The organism is Streptococcus sp. CCH8-H5 (assembly GCF_001556505.1).
Lineage (GTDB): Bacteria > Bacillota > Bacilli > Lactobacillales > Streptococcaceae > Streptococcus.
On sequence record NZ_LSIZ01000089.1, the window covers coordinates 1 to 23,235 of the forward strand.

Sequence of the window (23,235 nt, forward strand, 5' to 3'; positions counted from 1 at the left end):
GAGGTGGGACGACGAAATCGAATTCTAACGAATTACCGATTTCTGTCCCACTCTCTTTTTTGTATTTACGAAATCAATAAGGAATTAAAAATCCTGCTTTTCTTTAAACATTATAATTTTTTCTTGGCAGTAATCCATTAATTTCCGTGCTTTTTCAAATGAATAGCCTTTTTCAGATACCGGCTTGACTTTCTTTTCATCAAAATAGTAGCCTGTCAAGCCCCTGACTTCCTCTGATAAGGTGAGATAATAGCCTGTTTCGATTCCCTGATCTAGATCTTTTGAAAGAGACTTCATCAAGCGTCTGAAGAGAGACTTTTTCGTCCTTTCATCACTAGAATGATTCCCTAAGTTGGTTGAAATCAAGCCAGGATGATAGGCATTAATGGTGATGTTTGAACCTCTTAAAAAGAAGTCTCTTGCTAGATAGCGTGTCATCCAAATGGTATAGAGTTTGGAATTATTATAGGCCAATCCTGGATGATAGTTGTTCTCAAATCCAAAGTCCAAATCCTTGACCTTGGCAAAATGATGCATATAGGAAGAAGTATTAATGACACGGCCGTCAGCTGCTTTTTCTAACAAAGGGCTTAGCTCAGTTGTTAACATATAGGGAACCAGAACGGATAACATAAAAGTCAACTCGACATTTTCAGCACTCGCTTTTCGTTCTTTTCCTGCATACAGTCCCGCATTGTTAAACAAGACATCGATCCTTTGAAAATCTCGCTTGATTTCCTCCGCAAATCGATAAACATCATCTAATTTTGAAAAATCTGCCAAGTAGCTTGAAACTCTGCCTCTCAGGGAAACTGCCCGAACCTCTTGAAGCGCCAATTCCAGTTTTTGAGGATTTCGTCCATGAAGAATGACCTGATGGCCTTCACTAGCCAGTTTCTTTGCCAAGTGCTTTCCAATGCCATCCGTAGCACCGGTTATTAGAATAGTTTTGACCATATTAGTCCTCCAAGAAAGCAATGAGTTCTTTTGAAAATTCTTCTGCATATTGGAAGATGGAGCCGTGACCAGCATTTGGATAGATAATCAGCTTACTATCTTTTATTTTTTCATGCATATCATAAGAATTTTCCGTTGGAACCTGCATATCCTTGTCGCCGTTGACGATTAAGGTTGGTTGAGTGATAAATCTTAGGTCGTCTTGAGAATCTTTCCCCCAACGTTTAATAGCTTTGAGTTGCGTCAAGAAACCAGGCACACTCATGTCTTTGTCCGCAAATCCCTTGGTTCGCATTCCCATTCGTCCGAGGACTTTCAAAGCTTCGATTTTTCCTTGTTCATCATGGTTATAGAAGATATAGCGTTTAGGATCGATGCGCTCAAGTCCCGCTTTAAACATATAGTTAAAGGTTTTCACTGTAACCTTATCGATCTCTTTTCCACCTCGAGGTCCTGTTCCTGCCAAGATGAGACGGTTGACCAAATCAGGCTTGATTCGGATCATTTCTTGGGCAATCATGCCTCCCATAGAAAGACCTAGGAGATTGATTTTATCGTAACCAAGGGCTTTTACAAAGTCAATTGTCTGCTCAGCCATTCCAGGAATGGTTGGCGCCACTTTGCCTTGACTGGCTCCGACACCAGGAAGGTCGACCACAATCACATGGTGTTTTTCAGCAATCAAGTCCAAAAGTTTTGGATCCCAGTTGTCCAGGGTTGCTGCCAAATGGACCAGCATTAGAAGAGGTAGTTTTGATTTGCCTTTGCTGAGTTCGCGATAGGCGATTTTGTTCCCGTCGACAGTGATGTATTGATTTTTAGTTGTAAGATATGACATTGTGTTTACCTTTTTATTTCTTAAAGCTGAGAACTGTTTTTCCACGTGAGCGACCATTAGCGACCTTGTCTAAGGCGCTATTCACTTCTTCAAATGGATAGACTGTATCGATAGATGGCTTGATTTCTAACTTGCTAAAGAGGTCAGATACCTCTTGTAATTGAGTGCCATTGCTTTCCACAAAGATAAAATGGTAGTGAACGCCGTATTTGTCAGCCATCTTATCAAATTTGCGACCGGCTAAGCCAAGTAGGATCTGTTTCCATTTTGGCAGGTTCATCCGTTTGGCAAAGTCACCATTTGGCATCGCACGGAGGGACACAAGCTGACCACCTTTTTTCATGATAGACATTTGTTTTTCAGTCTCAGCGCCCCCAAGGGTATCGAGGACATAATCAACCTGGCTAACAGTTTTTGTATAATCCTCTGTTTTGTAATCGATAAAACGGTCTGCTCCTAGCTTCAAAACTCGCTCAGCACTATCTCCAGCCCCATTGGTGATGACTGTTAAACCTTTAGCTTTAGCGATTGGAATGGCCATTCCACCGACACCGCCTGTACCACCAGAGATAAAGATGGTTTTGCCAGCTTGAGCTCCCATGAGTTCTAAGGCTTGCATAATGGTTAAGGCTGTCAAAGGCACAGCAGCGGCTTCCTCGTCAGACAGATAGTCTGGAACCTTGGCTAGAGCCTGATTATCGACGGCTACGTATTCTGCAAAGGCACCAATATGATCAAGTGGTAAACGTCCAAAAACTCGGTCTCCGACTTTGAGATTTTTGACTTGTCTACCGATCTCTTCAATGATACCGACTACTTCATTACCTGCAGTTTGTGGGAGCTTGTAAGGGACGATCATCTTGACTTCTCCTCTGGAAATCATATTATCCAGAGGATTAACACCAGCTGCGGTGACTTTGACCAAAACTTCTTTATCTGTAATACTTGGTTTTGCGATTTCTGTGATGTTAAGAGTGATATTCTTTTTGTTATAAGTAGTATGTTGTGCAGCTTTCATTGTCTTCTCTTTTCTATTTTTGTTGTATCTGATACAGATACAGGTATAGTCTTTTAAAAACTGATCTGCATGCAAATCAGTTTCGTTTTTGTTTGGCATCTTTATAAAGATTGTTAATGACATCTTCTAAGGTTTGGTGGGCTAGTTCCTTCTCAAGTTGAGCTTCAGTGCTAGCAAATAGTGGCGAAACTGCTCCTTGGATATGTTGTCCAACGGGACAATCGGGATTGCTATTCTGGTGAACAGGAAATAAGCTGATGTGGCTGACTTCTTGTGTCGCAAAATAAATGTTAAGTAAGGTGATGTCCTTTGGCGATTTACTAAGTTGGTAGCCCGTTTTTCCTTGCTGAGACTGGATTAGTCCAGCATTTTTCAATAAGGCAATCACCTTACGAATATAACTAGCGTTGGTCCCAACACTCTCAGCCAGAGCTTGAGAACTTAGGGTTTCCTTACTCTCGCTAATCATGGTTAGGATATGTAGAGCAACTGAAAATTTTGTATCCATATAAACTCCTTTAGATAACTTGTATCCGACGCAAGAACAAGTATAACACAAATAAAAAGAAAAGCAAGACTTTTGCTTCACTGTAAAAACACAAAAAAAGACCCTACTGGATCCTCTTATTAATTGATAAACATAAGTATTAAGCTTTCTTAGCTGCCTTACTCCATTGGTACCAACCAACCAAACTGTTGATGAGGTAAATGAAGTATTTCCCTTGAATTTGAAGGCTTTCTCCCCACCACAAATAGATAGAGAAAACATTAGTAGCAGCCCAAAAAATCCATTGTTCGCGGTAAACAGCTGTCATCAAGAGCTGGCCGACACCGTTTGTAGCATCAGTAATAGAATCACGATAAGGACGATTAGCTCCAATTGACTGGTAAATAAGACCAAAAGCTAGCCACCAAAGTACACTAATTGATAGGTACTTGGTCCATCCCACAGTATCCAACTTACGGGCAACAAATTCTTGTTGTTCTTTTTTGAACTGGGCTTGATAGATCAAAAAGTGTTAAAAATAAGACAGTAACCTCAGAATAGATACTGTCTTATCTCTTTTTTTTACTTAAAGCCTTGATAGACTTGACAAATGGTAGAAAAGAACCGTGAGTTCTTGCCAGAAGCTGAAGTTAATCCTTCAACCTGGAAAACCCGCAGAGGTGACTTTTTCTATACATCTCGATTTTTCTGGCAATAATCATTAACCGATAAATATGTCTGTGAATCACCCAGCGACTCCGCTATGTCCATAATCCGCGGTGGTAGTAATCCCACTCGCTGGACAAGTTCGTGATCGCTGAACAATTCTCGTGGACTGCCTGCGAAGCCAAACTTCCCGTGTTCCATAACATACACCGACTCAAACTCGGCGGCGACCCAATCCATGTCATGGGTGATGGTCACAACTTGGTGGCCCGAATCAGCCAACTGATGGAAAATTGCGGTCAACTTGCGCCGGCTTTCCCAATCAAGCGACATCATCGGCTCATCAAATAAATAAATCGCCGGATCCACTGCCAAAACTGTGGCAACGCTCAACAGCTTGCGTTCCGACAATGACAGGTCATATGGACTTTCAGCTGCTTTATCATCCAAGCCAACTCTTTTTAGAGCCGCTAAAGCCCGCCTCGTAATCGTGTCGTGGTCATCCATGACCTGCGCGACACTCCACTCCACCTCTCGTTGAACGGTCGGGTTGAAAAGCTGGTCGTCAGGATTCTGAAAAGTAATCCCAACCTTCAGTAACTTTTCGACTGGTTTAAGATCATTAAAATTTTCTCCATCGATCTTAATCACACCGGTTTGTGGTGTCAGCAAGCCCGTCAACAATTTGAAGAGCGTTGATTTACCGGCACCATTTTGGCCGACAATCGCCACCATCGGATCGGCGAAGTGTTTGTCTTCAACATCCAAGCTAAAGGACCGTTCAGGATAAGTGAACGTCAGGTGGTTCAGTTCAATTGTGGACATAACAAGCCTCCTTCAGATCAGCGCCATTCACCGGATACCGGCCATCAGCCAAGTGCCAATCCATTTTTTGAGCAAGTTGCTGGATTGTCGGGGCTGGAATCTGCCAGTCAGCTGCCAAATGATTAAACACCTCACCCGGCCTGCCCTGGGCTACCATTTGACCCTCGTGCAGCACCCACACAACGTCGGCGACTTCGCACAAATCGTCAATTTCACTGGTGACAATGAAGACAGTCGTCTCTTTGACTTGGGCCAGCCATTGGAAAAATTGCCGGCGGCCAAGGGGATCCATCTGACTGGTCGGATCATCCATAATCAAAACAGCCGGATTAGCCACAATCGCCGTGGCAATTGCCAACCGCTGGATCTGACCACCGGAAAGGCTCTCGGGACGCAAATTCAGCTGTTCAATCAGCCCCATTTGCGTGGCAACTTCTTCAACCCGTTTTTGAATCAGTCCTTCAGCCATTCCCTGATTAATCAAGTCAAAGGCGATTTCATCGGCAACCGTATCTGCCAACCCGCTTAGTTGGCCAGCTGGATTTTGCAGTACAACTCCATTCATGGCATTATAAACGGGCCAATTGTCGGACACTCGCTGGCCAAACATGTGCCAGTCGCCCTCAATCTCAGCAGACACAATTTTGGGAATGACCCCTGCCAGCACACGGCACAAAGTCGATTTGCCGGAGTGGCTATTCCCGATAATCCCAACCACCTGACCGGTATGAACCTCCGCGTTAATCTGACGCAGTTGTGGTTGCTCAGTACCCGGATAACGGGTGGTCAAATTTTCAATTACAATCCGTTTATCTTCTTCCATATCTTCCACCCAATCAATAAAATTGCCAATCCAGTCAGACCAATGTGCAGCGTCCGCGACAGGCGATACACGCGCTGGGAGGTTCTGACAGTCCGGTTGGGATTATCAAAACCTCTCAGTTGGAGCGAAATCGACCGCGCCATCGATTGATCCAAGGTCTTAATCACCAATGGAATTAGAACCGGCAGGACTGACTTTAATTTCTGAATCAACGTTTTTTGCGGATTGGTTCCGCGAACTTTTTGTGCCTGCTGGATTTTCCGCATATTGCGCATCATTTCCGGCAAAATATAACACACCGACATCAGAACGTAGACGGTTTTATAAGACAATCCGGACAGTTCCAAATAGGCCGCGTTTTCTGAAATACTCGTGGTCACCATAAAAAAGCCACTGGTCAAAATAATCACCAATACTCGACAACCCAGAGTGCTGGCGTAAATCAGGCCTTCTTTGTAGAACGACACCCCAAGCACAGAAAACAGCACAGTTTGATTCCGACTGTAAAATAACCCTTGGATGATCAGCATGGTGCAAATCAGAAACAGGCTGAATCCCAGCGCTTTAAAGATGGTAGAACTCAATTTGGAAAATAACAATAGCAATGTTGCGACAAGAATTAATCCGGCCTGAAGCAATAAATTCATACTGGCAAAGCTCAACAACGTCATGTCCAAGATGAACAAGAGCTTAGTAATCGGATCGATCACCTGGTACCACTTGAGCTTGACCCGTGGCGCTCCAGAAATCAATGTTTGATCAGTCATCATTTATCACCGCTAAAGAAGTGCACCATCCGCTTCGGCAGCTGACGATAGATGAAGAATGCCAGGTAGGCCACGCAGACTTTATCCAAAATATCCAAGACAAACTCATCGGTAAATGAGGCCAGCCACACTGGTGCATGATTGGCGACCATTACCGCAAACAATGAGTCACCCCAAGCGATACCGGTCTGACCACCCCAAAAGATGACGTTGAGTGGCGTTGAAATGACAGCTGAAACGATGGCAATAATAATAGCAGAAACAAATACTCGTCGCCCTGACGAGAACCACCCATTGGCGTGCAAAACTCCGACAGCAATCCCAATTCCGATGCTGGTAATCGCATACACGGTTGAAATTGGCGATAAGGTCAGCCCATAGATCACGTTGTTGATGAAACCACTGATGGCACCGGCAACCGGCCCAGCCAACATGCTGGCAAGAAAGGTTCCCAAAGACCCCAGCCAAACGGGCAACTTTAACCCCTCCGCCAAGGCTTTGGCAACATAGTTAATCCCCACGGCAGCGGGAATCAAAGTCATGGTGGAAGCACTTAACTTAAATTTCCACATACTGGTACGATGAATCGGTTCTGTTTTCATAATCTTCTCCTTTTGTTTTTAAAGAGCCGTGTCAGGAATGACTTTCGGACGCAACGCTCTATAGAATAGTTAATAGAACTATTTAGTCTTTTCACAATACCAACCGTAGTCGACATAGATTAATATAGTAAAATTACTATTTCTAAGTTCATACTCTATATCATACGCTTATTTTCAAAATTGTCAAGTCTTTTCTGAAAATTCTTCAAAAAAATTTGGAAAATTTAAAATGCCTAGCTCAGCTAGACATCTTTTGTTTCTATAATGACTTTAATCGTTATTTCTTATACTAGACAACATCTAGTCTGTCACATTAATCTCGCCACGGCTATAGAGGGCAGCTTTTCCCGCAAGATAAAGCCTATCGCCTTCTAGTCGGCAAATAAGATGACCACTTCTCTTAGAGGCTTGATAAGCTCTAAATTCTTCTTGTCCTAACTTTTTAGCCCATAAGGGAATGACATGACAATGCCCAGAACCACAAACTGGATCTTCCATGATTGATAATTTTGGTGCAAAACTACGTGTAACGGTATCATAGTTTTTACCTTTAGCTGTGATATTTAGGAGTAAGCCATCTAATGCTTTAACTTTATCGAAATCTGGAGTCGCAGCAATGACATCATTTTCATGAGGGAGGATACACACTAGGTCTCTTCCCAGCCACGCTTCAAGCGGACGAATACCGATTGCTTCTTCCATCTCACTTGTTACTGGAACTTGGTGCATCGAGTAAACTGGGAAATTCAGCTCATAATACTCAGCTTTCTTAGTAACCACAAGTTCGCCACTTTGTGTTGCAAAGGTAAGATTTTCAGCTTCTTTTTCTTTAAATTGAAAGAGAACAAAAGCAGTTGCTAAAGTAGCATGACCACACAAATCGATTTCTCCACCGGGAGTAAACCAACGTAAATCGTAATAGCCGTTCCTTTTAACCGTAAAAGCTGTCTCAGAGAGATTGTTTTCTTTGGCAATATTCTGTAAGGTATTATCCGACAACCATTCGTCCAGAAGACAAACAGCAGCCGGATTTCCTGTAAAAACAGTATCTGTAAAAGCATCAACGATAAATTGTGAAATCGTATATTGACTAATTGGCATGAAGGGCTCCTTAATTTGTTATCTTTATTATATCTGAAAATAGGATAGAAAACAGACAAATAGTAACTAAAAAAGTTATTTAAAAAGTTACTTTTTGTGCAAATTTTCCATTATTTCTTAATAACACCTTCTTTTACCAAGAAATCATGTGCGACTTGGGCAGCCGGTTTACCTTCTACTCCCACTTGGTAGTTCATCTGGCTCATTTGCTCTGCTGTGATTTTACCAGCTAACTGATTGAGAACAGCTTCCAATTCAGGGTGTTTCTTAAGAAGAGCTTCTTTCATGAGGGGAGCCCCTTGATATGGCGGGAAGAGTTGCTTGTCATCTTCAAGGACCACCAGGTCATAGCGAGCCAGCTCGGCATCCGTTGAGTAAGCATCTGTGATCTGGATTTCACCAGACTGGATCGCCTGGTAGCGAAGGGCTGGCTCCATGGTGGAGACTTGTAGATTAAGACCATAGATTTTCTGCAAGCCCTTGTTCCCATCCTCTCGATCATTAAACTCTAGCGTAAATCCTGCCTTGAGTTGTCCTTCCACCTTTTTCAAATCTGAAATGGTCTTGAGGCCATACTCTTGGGCAATATTCTTAGGCACCGCGACAGCATAGGTATTCTGATAAGCCATGGGTTTGAGCAAGGCCAGGTTGTCTTGTTTCTTGATTCCATCTCGAGCTGCCTTGTAGACTGCTTCTGGATCATGGTCGACTTGCGGCGCCGGCTTGAGGAGACTTTCGGTCACGGTCCCTGTAAACTCTGGATAGATAGCAATATCCCCTTTTTTCAGAGCTTCATAGAGGAAAGTGGTCTTGCCAAAATTTGGTTTAACAGTCACTGTCATGTCCGTGTTTTCTTCAATCAAAATCTTGTACATATTGGCTAGAATTTCCGGTTCAGGACCTAACTTCCCAGCGATGACCAGGTTTTCTTTTTCCGGTTTGGGAAGAAGACTTGGCGTATAAGATACTCCCAATCCGATAACCATTACCGCAAAAGTCGCAAAGATGGTCCGCAATTTAGCCTTTTCCATCCATTTGAGAAGAAGGTTAAAGGCGATGGCCAAGAAGGCTGAAGACAGGGCACCGATCAAAATCAGACTGGCATTATTGCGGTCAATCCCCAGAAGGATAAAGGAACCGAGTCCCCCAGCTCCAATTAAGGCAGCTAGGGTAGCCGTCCCGATAATCATCACAGCTGCTGTCCGAATCCCTGACATGATGACGGGCATGGCCAAGGGAATCTCAAACTTCTTGAGTCGCTCCAACTTGGTCATCCCAAAGGCGACCCCTGCTTCTTCTAGACTTGGGTCAATCCCTTGCAAACCAGTGATGGTATTTTGAAGGATGGGGAAAATGGCATAGATGACGAGAGCTGTCAAGGCCGGAAGTGTTCCAATTCCCATGATGGGAATGAAGAGCCCCAAAAGGGCCATGGAAGGAATCGTCTGGAAGATCCCAGCCAACTGTAAGACCCAGTTGCTGGCTCTCTTGCGACTACTTAAATAAATAGCCAGAGGGACCGCCAGAAAAATAGCAAGGAGCAAGGTCAGTAATGACAGTTGCAAATGTTGCCCCAGTGCAGTAAGCCAATCTCCAAAGCGTTCTTGAAAAGTTGTAAGTAGTTTAGACATGGTGAGCACCTCCAAACAAATCTGCGACAAAGACGTTGGCTGGCTGGGCTAGAATGGTATCAGAATCCGCCACCTGCACAATCTTTCCTCCCTGTAACACCGCAATCCGATCGCCTAATTTTAAGGCTTCGTCCGTGTCATGGGTCACGAAAATAGTCGTCATACCAAATTCTTTGTGCAAGTCTTTGGTGAGAGCTTGCAACTGCTTGCGTGAAATAGTATCCAAGGCTGAAAAGGGTTCGTCCATTAATAGAATCTTTGGTTCTCCAATGATGGCACGCACAATCCCAATCCGTTGTTGCTCCCCACCAGACAGCTCATGGGGTTTGCGATCGGCATAATCAGAAGCTGGAAGGCCTACTTTTTCTAAAAGTTCGACTGTTTTGGAAGCCACTCGCTCCTTGTCCCAGCCCTTCATCTCTGGAATTAAAGCAATATTCTCAGCGACAGTTAGATTTGGAAAGAGAGCAATGGCCTGCAAAACATAACCAGTAGAAAGACGTAACTCTCGTTCATCATAGTCCTTGATGCGTTTTCCGTCCATATAAATATTGCCATCTGTCGGCTCCAAAAGACGATTGATCATCTTGAGCATGGTGGTTTTTCCAGACCCTGAAGGTCCCACAAGGACCATCAATTCTCCATCTTCAATACAGAGGTTGACATCTTTTAAAATGTCTGTATCCGTGTAGCGCAGGACTACATTTTTATATTCAATCATATTCTTCCTCAATTTTCACAATTACTTTCCCGAAGGACTGGCTACTTTCAAGATAGGTGTGCGCTTCTTGTATCTCTTCTAGCCTATAAACCTTCTCAGGCCGGACATCCACTTGATACAATTCCACAAAATCGATCAACTCTTGGAGCTTTCCATTTGAAACATTCCCCGAATAAAAGGTCGTTAAATAAACATTCTTCCCCAATTCAACAATTGGATCAAAATCAGCCAAGGTCCACTGGCCACCTAATTGACCACAAGAGCAGATAATTCCTCCTTCACTTAAGTGATGGATACTATCTTTGATATGGCGAGGTCCCACTAGATCTAGAATTTTTGTGAAAGACTCCTCACTTTGCAAAACGCCATCCTTCTCCAAAATCACCTGATCAAATCCAACCGCCTTCAATTGGTCTTCCTTGGCTAAATTTCGGCTAGTACCTACCAAGTGAATCTCAGGAAATTTTCCTTTAAGCAGTTTAGCAAAAGCAATTCCTACACCACTGGTTGCTCCGCGAACTAACACGCAATCTTTCTCCTCAATCTTGAGATTAAGAAAAGAGCCAAAAGCTGTGTAATAGGTTTCAGGAAGGGCAATCAAGCTTTCCAAATCAAGTTCTGTCTTTATTGGATAAATTTGCTCATTTGGGAGAAGTGTATACTCTGCATAACCTCCATCAAAAGCTCGCCCCATCTCCCCCATAATAGAAATGATTTGCTGTCCAATCTTCAAATCCGATCGTGTCGTTTCTTCCACAAGACCGACACACTCAATTCCTAACACACGAGGAAATTGAACTGACGGCGATAGACCCTGACGGGTAAAAATTTCACTGTGATTGATGCCAAATCCTTGAATTTTCACCAAGGTCCAACCGGCCTTCAAAATTGGTTTTTGTCGTTCGACAACTTCTAATACCTCTGGTCCACCTGGACTGCTCACAACAACTGCTTTCATAAGGTACTCCCTATTTTTTTAAAGTTCTTTCTCTTTAGCTTTTAGATTTGAGATTATACGCTCTTGATACTCCTCAAATTCTTGGATTTCGTTATCCAAAAAGCCTTGGTAGAATATCTCTCCCAGTTCCTGACTAACGCGATCTCCAATTTCTTTTTGCGCCCAACCTAATTCCGTCAAGACTACAAACTTCTTGCGCTTGTCCTGGTCACTCTGTTCAATCTTAACCAAGCCTTGCTCGACCAATTTCTTTATCATGCTAGTCAATGTGTTATTAGCTAGTCCCGTCGCTAAAGCAATATCAGTTGCAGTTGCCCTGCCTTGCTCTTTTTGCCATAAGACTGTTAAAATTTTCCCTTGTTCACTTCTGTATTGAGCATCTGGTTCCTTGCTCAAGAGTTTTTGAAAGATACGCCCGTTCAACAAACGTATCTGTAAAGCTTGGTAGCCCCCTTGCATCTTGTCCATTTTGTCTCCTTTTTATTTCTATATCGAAATATCACAGTCATTGTATCACTGTTCGTTACATCTGTCAACTATTTCGATATCGAAATAATTATAAAAACAAAAAAACTTTCCTAATCATCTAGGAAAGTTCTAACTATAATCGATTGATATCTTTAAAATATTTTATTCAGCCTTGGTAATATCTTCACGCATCTCATCGACATTGAATTTAGCAAAGAGATACTGACGGTCTTGAACTGGGAAACGTTGATCGAGTTGGTCAACTGGACCGACTTCGATAATACCATTTTCAATAACAAAGTCCATAACGTGACCACCAAATGTCAAGTCGTCTGAAATAAAATGAAGGTGATAACCAGCAACACTCACACCATGAAACATTTCTGGCGTCCAAATACCAACGATGGTACCTGAAATATCATCTACCTCGTACTCAGGTTGGCGTGTGGCAACATCAGCAAACTTAATATCCGCATTTGATTTAGGAATCATGCGCACGTGCATATGTTTAAAATGACCCTTAATTTTGATAGAACGGAAGAGATTAACCCCATCATAGTAAGATTCAATACGATCCTCAAGTTCTTTATCAGTCATTTCATAACGTTGACGGAAGATAACTTCAGCTTGGTGAGGTACGACTGCTGCATAGGGAACCTTTTCATCTGGAGAAACTTCTACCACTTCGACTTTACCTTCAGAGCCTTTAGCTTGATAGGCTTTACCGTCAAGAACAATCAACTCACCATCGATAGAATCTAATGTTCCGAGACCCAAGTCTCCATGCTCCAACAATTCTCCAACTGTTAAAGTACCTCCATAAAGCCCAGCCATCAAGGCTCCCAAAGTATTATATTGAAATAATTTTATGGCTTCAGACATGTCTACACCCTCTTTTTAGTAAAATTCATCTGGCAAAATAGTTTCGCCGAGTTTAATATTATCTTTATAGTCGATTGGAACATCAATAAGGACTGGTCCATCTAGAGCTTGAGCCAAGGCTTCTTGGAGCAAGCTAGAAAACTCCTCTTTACTTGTTGCACGATAACCTTTCGCTCCAAAGCTCTCAGCATATTTTACAAAATCTACGGGACCAAAGTCAACCCCAGATGAACGACCGTACTTCATTTCTTCCTGGAATTCCACCATATTGTAATGACCATCGTTCCAGATAATATGAACAATTGGCAATTTCAAACGAACTGCTGTCTCCAATTCTTGTGCTGAGAAGAGGAAACCACCGTCACCAGAAACAGAAATGACTTTCGTCTTAGGACGAACCAAAGCTGCAGAGATGGCCCACGGAAGAGCAACCCCCAAAGTTTGCATCCCATTTGAGAAAAGCAAATGACGTGGTTCATAAGATTTGAAATAACGAGCCATCCAGATATAGTGACTACCAACGTCAACGGTAACTGTCATATCATCATCCGTTTGTTCCTGTAAAACTTCAATTAAATCGAGTGGATGTACGGTACCTTCTTCAGGCTGACGGTCAAATTTAACATCTTCGACGACTGTATTTTTTAACCCTTTTAGATATTCAACTGATCCTTCAGGTAATTTGTAGCCTTGAATAGCTGGCAAGAGCAAGTCTAAGGTTGCTTCTACATTGCCAATCAATTCACGTTCTGGCTGGAAGTAAGTATCCACCTCAGCAGGTTCAACATCAATTACGATAATACGTGCTGAAATTTCAGCATTCCAGTTACGTGCTTCATACTCAATTGGGTCATAACCAATGGCAATAATCAAGTCCGACTTCTTAAGCAACATGTCCCCCGGTTGGTTACGGAAAAGACCTACACGACCAAAGAAAGTATCCTCTTCAAGGTCACGTGACACGATACCAGCACCTTGGAAAGTTTCAACAACTGGTAATTTAACATGTTTCAAAATCTGGCGAATAGAGTAAGTTACAGCTTCTGATGAAGCACCGTTCCCTAAAAGTAAGACCGGCAATACGGCATTTTTTATCGCCTGTGCGAGATAGTTAATATCAGAAACAGATGCTGAACCAAGTTTTGGATCCGTCATAGGCTTGATAGCCTTAACACTGACCGGAGCATCAGTCACGTCTTGAGGAATTGAAATAAAGCTTGCACCCGGTTTCCCTGACTTAGCATGGCGATAGGCATTAGCAACCGTTTCAGAAAGGGTGTTAGCATCATGTACTTCAGCAGCATACTTGGTAATCGGTTCAAGCATAGCAACGTTATTCATTGATTGATGGGCACGTTTCAAAAGATCTGCACGCTTAACCTGACCACCAATAGCAAGAACAGGGTCTCCTTCATCTGTCGCTGTTACCAAACCAGTAGCCAAATTAGAGACACCTGGACCAGATGTTACCAATACTACACCAGGTTTCCCTGTAATACGTCCAACACCTTGAGCCATAAAAGCAGCATTTTGCTCATGACGGGCAACAATCAATTCAGGTCCCTTATCTTCCAAGGTATCAAAAACTCTATCGATTTTTGCACCTGGAATCCCAAAGACATAATCAACATCATGGTTGATCAAACTATCAACCACTAAATCCGCACCATACAATTGCTTTTCTTCTGACATGAATACAGTCCTTCTGGCCCTAAAATGATAGAGCCAACTTTCCTTTCAAGTATAAGTCACAAAGTGTCAAAGTCTGCTCGTTTTTTCACAAACTTTCATCACTTCACAATTCTGTTATCATTATAGCACAGTTTTCAGACAATCTTGTGAAAAAAAGATTGTGAAATTTTGAACTTCTAGCACAAAAAGAAACACCTGATTGCTATCAGATGTTTATGTATTTTTTACCTTAGCAAACTCTCGATTAAGATAATTTTGCAGGCCATCAAAAATCTCTAGTAACTGGAGATAATTAGACAAACTTGAGCGACCAGGGATATCAACGACATCCAAAGAAATGCGTTCCAAGTCCTTTTCGTAAAGAATACGGAAGGATACCACTGCTTGATCAGAAAAATAATTTTCCCCTGCCATAATGTAGCACTCATAGATGATGCCAACAGGATTCGCAACCTTCAACTCAATACGAACTGCGCCTAATCCTAAGGCCTCCACTTGCTGAAAACGTTCCAGAATAGTCTGTCGCTGACTAGGAATAAAACTCGTGATATCCATAGTGGCCCTCCCAACATTCCTTTTTATCTATTATAGCCTAAAGCCGAGAAAAAAGCTTGTGTAGGGTTTGTAGAAGCCACATAGACATTCAAGAATACTTAGTCGCCCCCTTTGTAGTCTCTAAAGTCTGACTTAATACTGGAATCATAATCATGTTTATCCACCCAATCCTTTATATCAGCAAATGAATGAATGTCTTTCTTAATACCAGCACTGTCCTCCACAGAAACCACAATCGCATTTTCACCATTTGTTCCTAACCAATGTAAAATATCATTTGTTGGCTCTTCAGGAGAAAAATAGATTTGTGATTGTGTTTCGTACTCTCTATCTCTATAAGACTCATATTGAGCTAATTGCTTTTTATAGGCATTATATTCCCTATCGTAATCCTTTTGAACTTTTTGACGTGCTTTTTCGTAAGCTCGATAGTCTTTCTGATAGTCTTGTTGAGCCTTTTTGTTAAGAATCTCACTAAAACTTAAAGTTTTAACAGGAAAAATAGAATCAGAAAAAACATTTAATTCTGAAACTTTCTTTGGTGCACTTGGTTTATCAGGTCCTTTCCTTTTCACTGGCTCAGTTGGACCAGCTGGAAAATCTCCTTCCTTACCTTGACGGGTCAATACTTTAAATTTCTTTATTGTATTACTATTTGTCGGTGTCTGATTTACAGCTTCTTCGTAAATATGTTTGACTTCGGGATTGTCATTAAATAGATTAATCTGACTTTCATCTTTGGAAATGTCTACCTTATCAATTTCTATGATAAGGTTTAGATGAGCAGATAAATAGCTGTCCTTTGGGGCTGGTGACTTCCTTAAAAGCTCATCCAAGTTTCCTTCTCTCTTTAAATATCCCCACATGGTGCTATCATTCATCTGATTTCGAGCAGAACTCTTATCACCATAATAAAGCAGTTCATCCTTACTGTAAGAATAATCTGGTAGGTCTCTAGTTAAAAATTGATTCGTATCTAAATTGTAAGCAAATTGCTTATCGTTTTGAGAATTCTCCAAGAAAACATAATCATAACCATCAATCGATTTTAAAGACACAGCCAACTCCTTAATATCTTTAAAATCTTTTATTTTCTTCAAATATGGGGTCAAATTAATAATTTTCTTTTCAAAATTTTTGTTGATATCATAAACTACCAAATGAGCTTGATGGAGACTACTCATGGTGTCGTAATAGCGAACAAAATGATTTCTACCAATCATCTCAGTAGCTACATTATCTTCAGAATTATAGTAAGTGGGTTCTTCATGACTAATTGCAACATATTGTTCACGTCTACCAAAAATCTCATTGGAAGTTACTTTATCAACTTTTAGAGCCATCTGTAACTCTTCTACAGCTTTTTCATGAAATTTGTGCTTTATATATATATTCCCTAAAAAGAAAAGCATTAGTATAGTCGCAGTATAAATCCTTCCACGCTTCGAGAAGGGAAATCTTAAAATCTTCTTTATCATAACTTTTTTACAAAAATAGCCAGAACATCACATTCTGACTATTACTCTTATTTCTCATCTTCGTCCATTGAAAGTACTGATAAGAAGGCTTCTTGTGGTACTTCAACCGAACCGATAGCTTTCATACGTTTCTTACCGGCTTTTTGTTTTTCGAGGAGTTTACGTTTACGTGAAACGTCACCACCATAACATTTTGCCAAGACGTTTTTACGAAGGGCTTTGATATCTGTACGGGCAACAATTTTTTGACCGATAGCCGCTTGGATAGGCACTTCGAATTGTTGACGTGGAATGATTTTCTTAAGCTTATCAACAATAAGTTTTCCACGCTCGTAGGCAAATTCCTTATGCACGATGAAGCTAAGGGCATCGACCTTGTCACCATTAAGAAGAATATCCATTTTCACCAATTGTGAGCGACGGTATTCTGACAATTCATAATCGAAACTTGCATAACCACGAGTTGATGACTTCAATTTATCAAAGAAATCAAAGACGATTTCAGCAAGTGGAATTTGATAGATAACGTTCACACGATTATCATCAATGTATTCCATGGTTTCAAAATCACCACGTTTACGTTGTGCCAACTCCATAACCGCACCAACATACTCTTGAGGAACCATGATTTGAGCTTTAACATAAGGCTCTTCGATGGCATCAATACGTGTAGGATCTGGGAATTCAGATGGGTTAGATACTTCAAGCATCTCACCGTCAGTAGTGTTAACATGGTAAACTACCGATGGTGCTGTCATGATGAGATCAATGTTAAACTCACGTTCCAAACGTTCTTGGATAACATCCATGTGAAGAAGACCCAAGAAACCACAACGGAAACCAAAACCAAGGGCTTGAGACGTTTCAGGCTCAAACTGAAGACTAGCATCGTTCAACTGGAGCTTTTCAAGAGCTTCACGCAAGTCATTGTATTTATTAGACTCAATTGGATAAAGACCGGCGAAGACCATTGGATTCATTTGCTTATAGCCATGGAGTGGCTCTGCTGCTGGATTATCCGCAAGTGTTACTGTATCACCGACACGGGTATCCGCAACAGTCTTGATTGAGGCCGCGATATAACCAACATCACCTGTCGCAAGGTAGTCACGGCCAACAGCTTTAGGCGTGAAGATACCAACTTCAGTAACATCAAAGGTCTTGCCATTAGACATCATTTGAATCTTATCTCCTGGTTTAACCATTCCGTTAACCACACGCACTTGGAGGATAACCCCACGGTAGGCATCATAAACAGAGTCAAAGATAAGGGCTTGGAGAGGCGCTTCGACTTCACCTTGAGGTGCAGGAACTTTCTCAACGATTTGTTCGAGAATCTCCTCGATACCGATACCAGCTTTAGCTGATGCAAGCACGGCTTCAGAAGCATCTAGTCCGATAACATCTTCAACCTCTGTACGCACACGTTCAGGATCTGCAGCTGGAAGGTCGATTTTATTGATAACTGGTAAGATTTCCAAGTCATTATCTAGGGCCAAGTAAACATTGGCAAGTGTTTGCGCTTCAATCCCTTGAGCAGCATCCACCACCAAGATTGCACCCTCACAGGCAGCAAGAGAACGTGACACTTCATAAGTAAAGTCCACGTGTCCTGGTGTGTCGATTAGGTGGAAAATATATGTTTCGCCATCTTTAGCTGTATAGTTAAGCTCAATGGCATTTAGTTTGATAGTGATACCACGTTCACGTTCGAGGTCCATACTATCAAGGAGTTGCGCCTGCATCTCACGACTTGATACTGTCTCAGTCTTTTCCAAAATACGGTCAGCAAGGGTTGATTTACCGTGGTCAATATGGGCAATAATAGAGAAGTTACGAATCTTCTCCTGTCGTTGTTTTAATTCTTCAATATTTGGCATTTTTATCTTTCCTAGTTCTTACTTGTGATTATAAAAAAACTAATCGTTACCTTCTATTATACAAAAAAGACAGGCTTTTGCCTATCTCTAATATCTGCTTTCTGACCGCATTTAGTCCTTCTTACTTCTTAAAAGTATCGTTATAGTGCTTATTAATAATTGCCGAGCGCTTGTTTTCTGTAGAACTACTTGAAAATGGAGCTAAACCGAAGGCTAGTACAACAATTCCCAATAGAATGAGACTAAAAAATGGGTGCTCTATAATATAGTGTAAAATATCTGACATAGAAAGGCTCCTTTTAAAGCATAATTAATCACGATTATATTATCAGAAATATTATGTTTTATCAAGCAAAAAAAGAGAGCCTTCCGCTCTCCTTTTATTTTAATGGAATTGCATTCCACCATCCACGATGATGGTTTGACCTGTGATGTAGTTTGAGTCAGGTCCAGCCAAGAAGCTAACTGCTGCTGCCACATCTTCAGGTTCTGACAAACGTTTGAGAGTAATATCTTTAGCAAAAGTTTGCATACCCCATTCATCATCTTTACCAGCGTTCTTACCAACTTCATGAGCAATGTCAAACATCATTGGAGTCTTAACGATACCTGGTGCATAAGCATTGACAGTGATGCCTGATTCAGCCAAGTCACGCGCCAAAGTTTGAGTGATACCACGAACTGCAAATTTAGTACCACCATAGACAGTCAAGTTAGGGTTACCAACGACACCAGCTTGAGATGTTGCATTGATGATTTTACCACCATGACCAAGTGCTTTAAATTGTGCTTGTGCAGCTTGAGCACCCCAGATAACACCACCGACATTGATGTTAAATGTACGTTGGAACTGTTCTTCAGTAATAGTATCAAGTGGTGTTGTTGGTGCCACACCGGCATTATTAACAACAACATTCAAATCACCAAAGTGATCAACAACTTTTTGGAAAGCAGCTGCTACTTCAGCTTGTTTAGATACATCAGCTACAACCGCAAATGCTTTATCTGCTGACAATTCAGCAACAGCTTTTTCTGCAGTTTCAGCGTTGTAGTCCAATACTCCGACTTTAAAACCATCTTCAACCAAACGTTTTGCAATCGCAAAACCAATACCTTGACCTGCACCTGTAACAATAGCAACTTTTGACATACGAAATCCTCCTCTACCAATTTGAGTCACTGGCTTAATACCGAGCCTTATCTCAATTGGAATACGCTAAGTTAGTCAAGTTCTGGCAAAGTCATTTTCATAGGCTTTGTCTTAACTCAATTAAAATTCTACTCCTTTATGAAAACGTAGTCAAGTAATTATCAAACTTTTCTGAAAACAAATAAGACCACCCTTGGGTGACCTTATTCCTATTATTCTTCAAATTCAAAACCTAGTGCTTCCATATCGTCCAAGCCACCCAAGTTAGTCACCTTAGTATAGCCTCGCTCTTTAAGAACTGATGCAGCAAATTCTGCACGAGGCCCCATTTTACAATAGAGGTAAATTGAAGCGTCTTTTTCAGCTGGAATCTCAGCAGAAAAAAATTGTGTATGAGGAATCAAGAGGGCATTCTTAACATGACCTTCTGAATACTCTTCTGGACTCCTGACATCAATTAACAGTCCACCCTTAGCTAAATCAGATTGAATCTGTACTAAATCCATCTTACTCACCAAACCAAATCTGAATTTCTCGAGCCGCAGATTCTTCTGAATCAGAACCATGAACAATATTTGGAATCATGTCCCCATCTGGTGCTGTTGCAAAGTCTCCACGAATCGTTCCAGGTGCAGCATCACCCGGATTGGTTGCTCCCATCATATCACGCCATGACTTGATAACACCTGGGCCAGACATAATACCAATAACTGCTGGGCCACTCATCATGAATTCAGAAATACTAGGGAAAAAGGGTTTATCAACCAATTGGGCATAATGTTCTTTAAGACGTTCTTCGTCAAGCATCAGCATCTCCATACGCTCAATAACGAAGCCACGTCGCTCAATTCGATCAATCACTTGTCCCATCAATTGTCGTTTTACAGCATCTGGTTTAATAATAAAAAATGTTTTTTGCATGTTCCCAACCTTCATTGTTTTCTTTTCATTTTACCATAGGAAGTATCATTTTGCAGGGTAAAACCTTATATAGTCTTAAACTATGCCCTCAGAAAGAAATTAACTATTTTTCATTAATGCAAATAAAAAGTATCATAGAAATAAAATGATATTTTGAGGGTAATTTTATGACAAAATCTAAATTCCAATTAGTAGGTTCTCTTCTTCGTCCTGCGGATCTCCGTAAATATAAGGATGAAATCGAGCATCGTGACGACATCCAGTATCCTTTCTATGATGCCCTTCCTGGTTATCAAGAAACTGAAACTGCAGATATTAAGCAAATTGTGGCTGACCAAAAAGCTAACGGTATTGACATCCTTACTGATGGTGAGTTTGGACGTTCTATGTGGCATTTAGACTTTGTCTGGGGTTTTAAAGGAATTGAACGCTACATTGCTGAGCATGGCTACACTTTTAAAGACCATGATGGTGGTCAATATGAAACACGTAAAGATATTGGTATTCGTATTACTGAACCACTCTCAGGTAAGAACCACCATTACCTAGATATTTACAAATTGGTTAAAGCTGAAGCAGGTGATGAAGATACCAAACAAACTATCTGGGGACCTGCTCATGCCTACACTGAACTTGCTATCTTTGACCGTTTGGCTGGTCCTGGACAAGTCTACGAAACAAATGAAGACCTCAAAAAAGGTATCATTAATGCCTATAAAGAATTCTTGGAAGAATACAAGGCAGTTGGTGGCAAAATCGTTCAATTTGATGACTGTCTCTGGGAACTTTTTGACCCGTCAAACCCTGCAAGTTTCTTTGCGGAAGGTAATTCTGATTTAGCAGAATTGGCTGATGAGTTTGTAGCTATCAATAACGAGGTTGTAGACTATGCTCACGAAATTGGTTTAACGGTTTGGACGCACAACTGTCGTGGTAACTATGAAAGCCGTTCTGCTGCCGAAGGAACTTACGAAGCCATCGCTAAGAAGTTCTTGGCAGAGCAACACTATGACCGTTTCTTCCTTGAGTGGGATAGCGACACCGCTGGTGATATCAAAGCTCTCGAAGCCCTCAAAGACAGCAAAGCTGAAGTTGTACTAGGACTTTTGTCTTCTAAAACTACTGACCTTGATGACGAAGAACGTGTCCTCGATTTGCTTGAAAAAGCGAGTCAAATCCTTCCAAAAGAACGTCTCTTCCTCTCTCACCAATGTGGTTTCGCCTCATGTGACTCAGGTAATGAGTTGGCAACACCACAACAATGGGCTAAAATCAAACAAGGTCAAGAAATCGCTAAGAAATTCTTTGGCTAATTGAATACTTTTAAATCTGAAAATCCCTTGCCGTATTCGGTAAGGGATTATAATGTTGTCTAAGCTTGAATAAAAGGTTGTAAATCTTTAAGAGCTCGCTCAGCAATTTTTTCATAGCGCTCTTTCTTGTCACGAATACGTGGCCCTTCCAACTCTTTGATGATACCAAAGTTAACATTCATTGGTTGAAAATGTTTACTTTCAGCATGTGTCACATAATATGGAAGACTCCCGATAGCTGTTGTATGAGGGAAGATAACCTCATCTTCACCCTTAAAGAGACGGGCTGCATTGATGCCGGCAACCAAACCTGAGGCAGCTGATTCAACATAACCTTCTACACCAGTCATTTGTCCCGCAAAGAACAAGTTAGGATTTGATTTTGATTGGAAGGTCTGTTTAAGCAAGTTTGGCGAGTCCATGTAAGAGTTGCGGTGCATTACCCCGTAACGCACAAATTCAGCGTTTTCAAGACCAGGAATCATTTGGAAGACACGCTTTTGCTCTCCCCATTTGAGGTGGGTTTGGAAACCAACAATATTATAGAGACTACCAGCCGCATTGTCCTGACGAAGCTGAACAACCGCATAAGGTGTCTTGAAGTCACCATCACGTGGACCCTTATAATCCTCAGGATACTCCAAACCAACTGGTTTCATAGGACCATAGAGCATTGTCTTGATACCACGTTTAGCCATAACTTCGATAGGCATACAGCCCTCGAAATACTTTTCTTTTTCAAAAGAATTCAAAGGAGCTTCTTCAGCTGTTGTCAAGGCCTCGTGGAAGGCCATGAACTCCTCCTTGGTCATTGGACAGTTTAGGTAAGCTGCTTCACCCTTGTCATAGCGTGACTTAAGGTAGACTTTATTCATGTCGATAGTCGCTTTATCAACAATCGGTGCAGCGGCATCATAGAAATAGAACCCATCTCCACCGTTAAGCTTGTGAATTTTTTCAGCTAAAGCATCAGAAGTCAAAGGACCTGAAGCAATAACTGTAATGGCATCATCAGGAATTTCTGTGATTTCTTCACGGATAACTTCAATTAATGGATTGTTCTCAATTTCAGCTGTCACTGCTTCTGCATAACCTTCACGGTCAACCGCCATGGCACCACCAGCTGGCACACGGTGAGCTTCTCCATTACGCATAATGATAGAGTCCAAGCGACGCATTTCTTCTTTAAGAAGCCCTACAGCATTTGTCAAGCTATCGCCACGGAAAGAGTTAGAGCAAACCAATTCTGCAAAGTTTGTTGTCTTATGCTGAGGTGTTGCTTTGACCCCACGCATTTCATATAGTTTTACCGGAATACCACGTTTAGCAATCTGATAAGCTGCTTCAGAGCCGGCCAAACCAGCTCCAATCACGTTAATATAATCTGCTTTTGATTGAGACATGACACTAATACCTCTTCGAGAACAAGATGAAATCCTGCCCCCACAAATCTTTCTTCATTTTTACTCTTAGTAGTATAGCAAAAAACTCCTTATCTGGCG

The 23,235-nt window shown here is 41.5% G+C and carries 24 protein-coding genes and 1 pseudogene; 1 reads left to right on the forward strand and 24 read right to left on the reverse strand.

The window, feature by feature from the left end; all coding sequences use genetic code 11:
* Positions 1–84: 84 nt before the first annotated feature.
* The 23 genes and pseudogenes from AX663_RS05600 to ndk all read right to left on the reverse strand — a co-directional run bounded on the left by AX663_RS05600 (position 85) and on the right by ndk (position 20,420).
* Positions 85–957 carry an SDR family NAD(P)-dependent oxidoreductase gene (locus AX663_RS05600; protein WP_060972964.1) on the reverse strand — a complete coding sequence of 291 codons (873 nt, stop codon included), beginning with the start codon at positions 955–957 and terminating at the stop codon, positions 85–87.
* Position 958: 1 nt separating this feature from the next.
* Complete coding sequence (locus AX663_RS05605; RefSeq protein WP_060972965.1) at positions 959–1,795, reverse strand: alpha/beta fold hydrolase; 837 nt, start codon at positions 1,793–1,795, stop codon at positions 959–961.
* 13 nt (positions 1,796–1,808) lie between these two features.
* Positions 1,809–2,813, reverse strand: coding sequence for an NADP-dependent oxidoreductase (locus tag AX663_RS05610; RefSeq protein ID WP_060972966.1), 1,005 nt, complete (start codon positions 2,811–2,813; stop codon positions 1,809–1,811).
* A gap of 76 nt (positions 2,814–2,889) precedes the next feature.
* Complete coding sequence (locus tag AX663_RS05615; protein WP_060972967.1) at positions 2,890–3,321, reverse strand: Rrf2 family transcriptional regulator; 432 nt, start codon at positions 3,319–3,321, stop codon at positions 2,890–2,892.
* Positions 3,322–3,460: 139 nt separating this feature from the next.
* Positions 3,461–3,823, reverse strand: a pseudogene (gene pnuC / locus AX663_RS05620) (nicotinamide riboside transporter PnuC); the annotation flags it as partial.
* A 167-nt stretch (positions 3,824–3,990) separates the two neighbouring features.
* On the reverse strand, positions 3,991–4,791 hold the full coding sequence (locus AX663_RS05625) for an energy-coupling factor ABC transporter ATP-binding protein (RefSeq protein WP_002891034.1): 801 nt from the start codon (positions 4,789–4,791) through the stop codon (positions 3,991–3,993).
* Complete coding sequence (locus AX663_RS05630) at positions 4,778–5,614, reverse strand: ABC transporter ATP-binding protein (protein ID WP_037597839.1); 837 nt, start codon at positions 5,612–5,614, stop codon at positions 4,778–4,780. The genes AX663_RS05625 and AX663_RS05630 overlap by 14 nt, the downstream gene beginning before the upstream one ends.
* A complete protein-coding gene (locus tag AX663_RS05635; RefSeq protein WP_197414206.1) occupies positions 5,590–6,381 on the reverse strand; it encodes an energy-coupling factor transporter transmembrane component T in 792 nt (263 codons plus the stop codon). Before AX663_RS05635 ends, AX663_RS05630 begins: the two co-directional genes overlap by 25 nt.
* On the reverse strand, positions 6,381–6,983 hold the full coding sequence (locus tag AX663_RS05640; RefSeq protein ID WP_021144108.1) for a hypothetical protein: 603 nt from the start codon (positions 6,981–6,983) through the stop codon (positions 6,381–6,383). The genes AX663_RS05635 and AX663_RS05640 overlap by 1 nt, the downstream gene beginning before the upstream one ends.
* Positions 6,984–7,283: 300 nt before the next feature.
* Positions 7,284–8,084 (reverse strand): PhzF family phenazine biosynthesis protein, encoded by an 801-nt coding sequence (locus AX663_RS05645; protein ID WP_060972969.1) that lies wholly within the window; start codon positions 8,082–8,084, stop codon positions 7,284–7,286.
* A gap of 110 nt (positions 8,085–8,194) precedes the next feature.
* The gene (locus AX663_RS05650) at positions 8,195–9,715 is read right to left on the reverse strand and encodes an ABC transporter permease/substrate-binding protein (protein ID WP_060972970.1); all 1,521 of its coding nucleotides are present in this window, start codon (positions 9,713–9,715) and stop codon (positions 8,195–8,197) included.
* Complete coding sequence (locus tag AX663_RS05655; RefSeq protein WP_060972971.1) at positions 9,708–10,436, reverse strand: ATP-binding cassette domain-containing protein; 729 nt, start codon at positions 10,434–10,436, stop codon at positions 9,708–9,710. The genes AX663_RS05650 and AX663_RS05655 overlap by 8 nt, the downstream gene beginning before the upstream one ends.
* Positions 10,429–11,394: a zinc-binding dehydrogenase gene (locus AX663_RS05660; RefSeq protein WP_060972972.1), complete on the reverse strand. Its 966-nt coding sequence runs from the start codon at positions 11,392–11,394 to the stop codon at positions 10,429–10,431. The genes AX663_RS05655 and AX663_RS05660 overlap by 8 nt, the downstream gene beginning before the upstream one ends.
* Positions 11,395–11,412: 18 nt before the next feature.
* Positions 11,413–11,862 (reverse strand): MarR family winged helix-turn-helix transcriptional regulator, encoded by a 450-nt coding sequence (locus tag AX663_RS05665; protein WP_060972973.1) that lies wholly within the window; start codon positions 11,860–11,862, stop codon positions 11,413–11,415.
* Between the two features lie 162 nt (positions 11,863–12,024).
* Entirely contained in the window at positions 12,025–12,744 is a 720-nt protein-coding gene (gene budA, locus AX663_RS05670) for an acetolactate decarboxylase (protein ID WP_002891043.1), read from the reverse strand.
* Positions 12,745–12,759: 15 nt separating this feature from the next.
* The gene (alsS, locus tag AX663_RS05675; protein WP_060972974.1) at positions 12,760–14,436 is read right to left on the reverse strand and encodes an acetolactate synthase AlsS; all 1,677 of its coding nucleotides are present in this window, start codon (positions 14,434–14,436) and stop codon (positions 12,760–12,762) included.
* A 213-nt stretch (positions 14,437–14,649) separates the two neighbouring features.
* Positions 14,650–14,991 carry a hypothetical protein gene (locus tag AX663_RS05680; protein ID WP_060972975.1) on the reverse strand — a complete coding sequence of 114 codons (342 nt, stop codon included), beginning with the start codon at positions 14,989–14,991 and terminating at the stop codon, positions 14,650–14,652.
* A gap of 98 nt (positions 14,992–15,089) precedes the next feature.
* Positions 15,090–16,403: a hypothetical protein gene (locus AX663_RS05685; protein ID WP_231724212.1), complete on the reverse strand. Its 1,314-nt coding sequence runs from the start codon at positions 16,401–16,403 to the stop codon at positions 15,090–15,092.
* A gap of 113 nt (positions 16,404–16,516) precedes the next feature.
* A complete protein-coding gene (lepA, locus tag AX663_RS05690; protein WP_002891049.1) occupies positions 16,517–18,349 on the reverse strand; it encodes a translation elongation factor 4 in 1,833 nt (610 codons plus the stop codon).
* 121 nt (positions 18,350–18,470) lie between these two features.
* Complete coding sequence (locus AX663_RS10800) at positions 18,471–18,635, reverse strand: hypothetical protein (protein ID WP_002891050.1); 165 nt, start codon at positions 18,633–18,635, stop codon at positions 18,471–18,473.
* Positions 18,636–18,734: 99 nt separating this feature from the next.
* Positions 18,735–19,499: a (S)-acetoin forming diacetyl reductase gene (locus tag AX663_RS05695; RefSeq protein WP_060972977.1), complete on the reverse strand. Its 765-nt coding sequence runs from the start codon at positions 19,497–19,499 to the stop codon at positions 18,735–18,737.
* 212 nt (positions 19,500–19,711) lie between these two features.
* The gene (locus AX663_RS05700) at positions 19,712–20,005 is read right to left on the reverse strand and encodes a rhodanese-like domain-containing protein (protein ID WP_037599968.1); all 294 of its coding nucleotides are present in this window, start codon (positions 20,003–20,005) and stop codon (positions 19,712–19,714) included.
* A 1-nt stretch (position 20,006) separates the two neighbouring features.
* Complete coding sequence (gene ndk / locus AX663_RS05705; RefSeq protein WP_197414207.1) at positions 20,007–20,420, reverse strand: nucleoside-diphosphate kinase; 414 nt, start codon at positions 20,418–20,420, stop codon at positions 20,007–20,009.
* A 167-nt stretch (positions 20,421–20,587) separates the two neighbouring features.
* On the opposite strand from ndk, the gene AX663_RS05710 reads away from it, so the two are divergent.
* Positions 20,588–21,733: a cobalamin-independent methionine synthase II family protein gene (locus tag AX663_RS05710; RefSeq protein WP_060972979.1), complete on the forward strand. Its 1,146-nt coding sequence runs from the start codon at positions 20,588–20,590 to the stop codon at positions 21,731–21,733.
* A 59-nt stretch (positions 21,734–21,792) separates the two neighbouring features.
* On the opposite strand, the gene trmFO is transcribed toward AX663_RS05710, so the two are convergent.
* Entirely contained in the window at positions 21,793–23,136 is a 1,344-nt protein-coding gene (gene trmFO, locus AX663_RS05715) for a methylenetetrahydrofolate--tRNA-(uracil(54)-C(5))-methyltransferase (FADH(2)-oxidizing) TrmFO (RefSeq protein WP_021144085.1), read from the reverse strand.
* Positions 23,137–23,235: the final 99 nt, after the last annotated feature.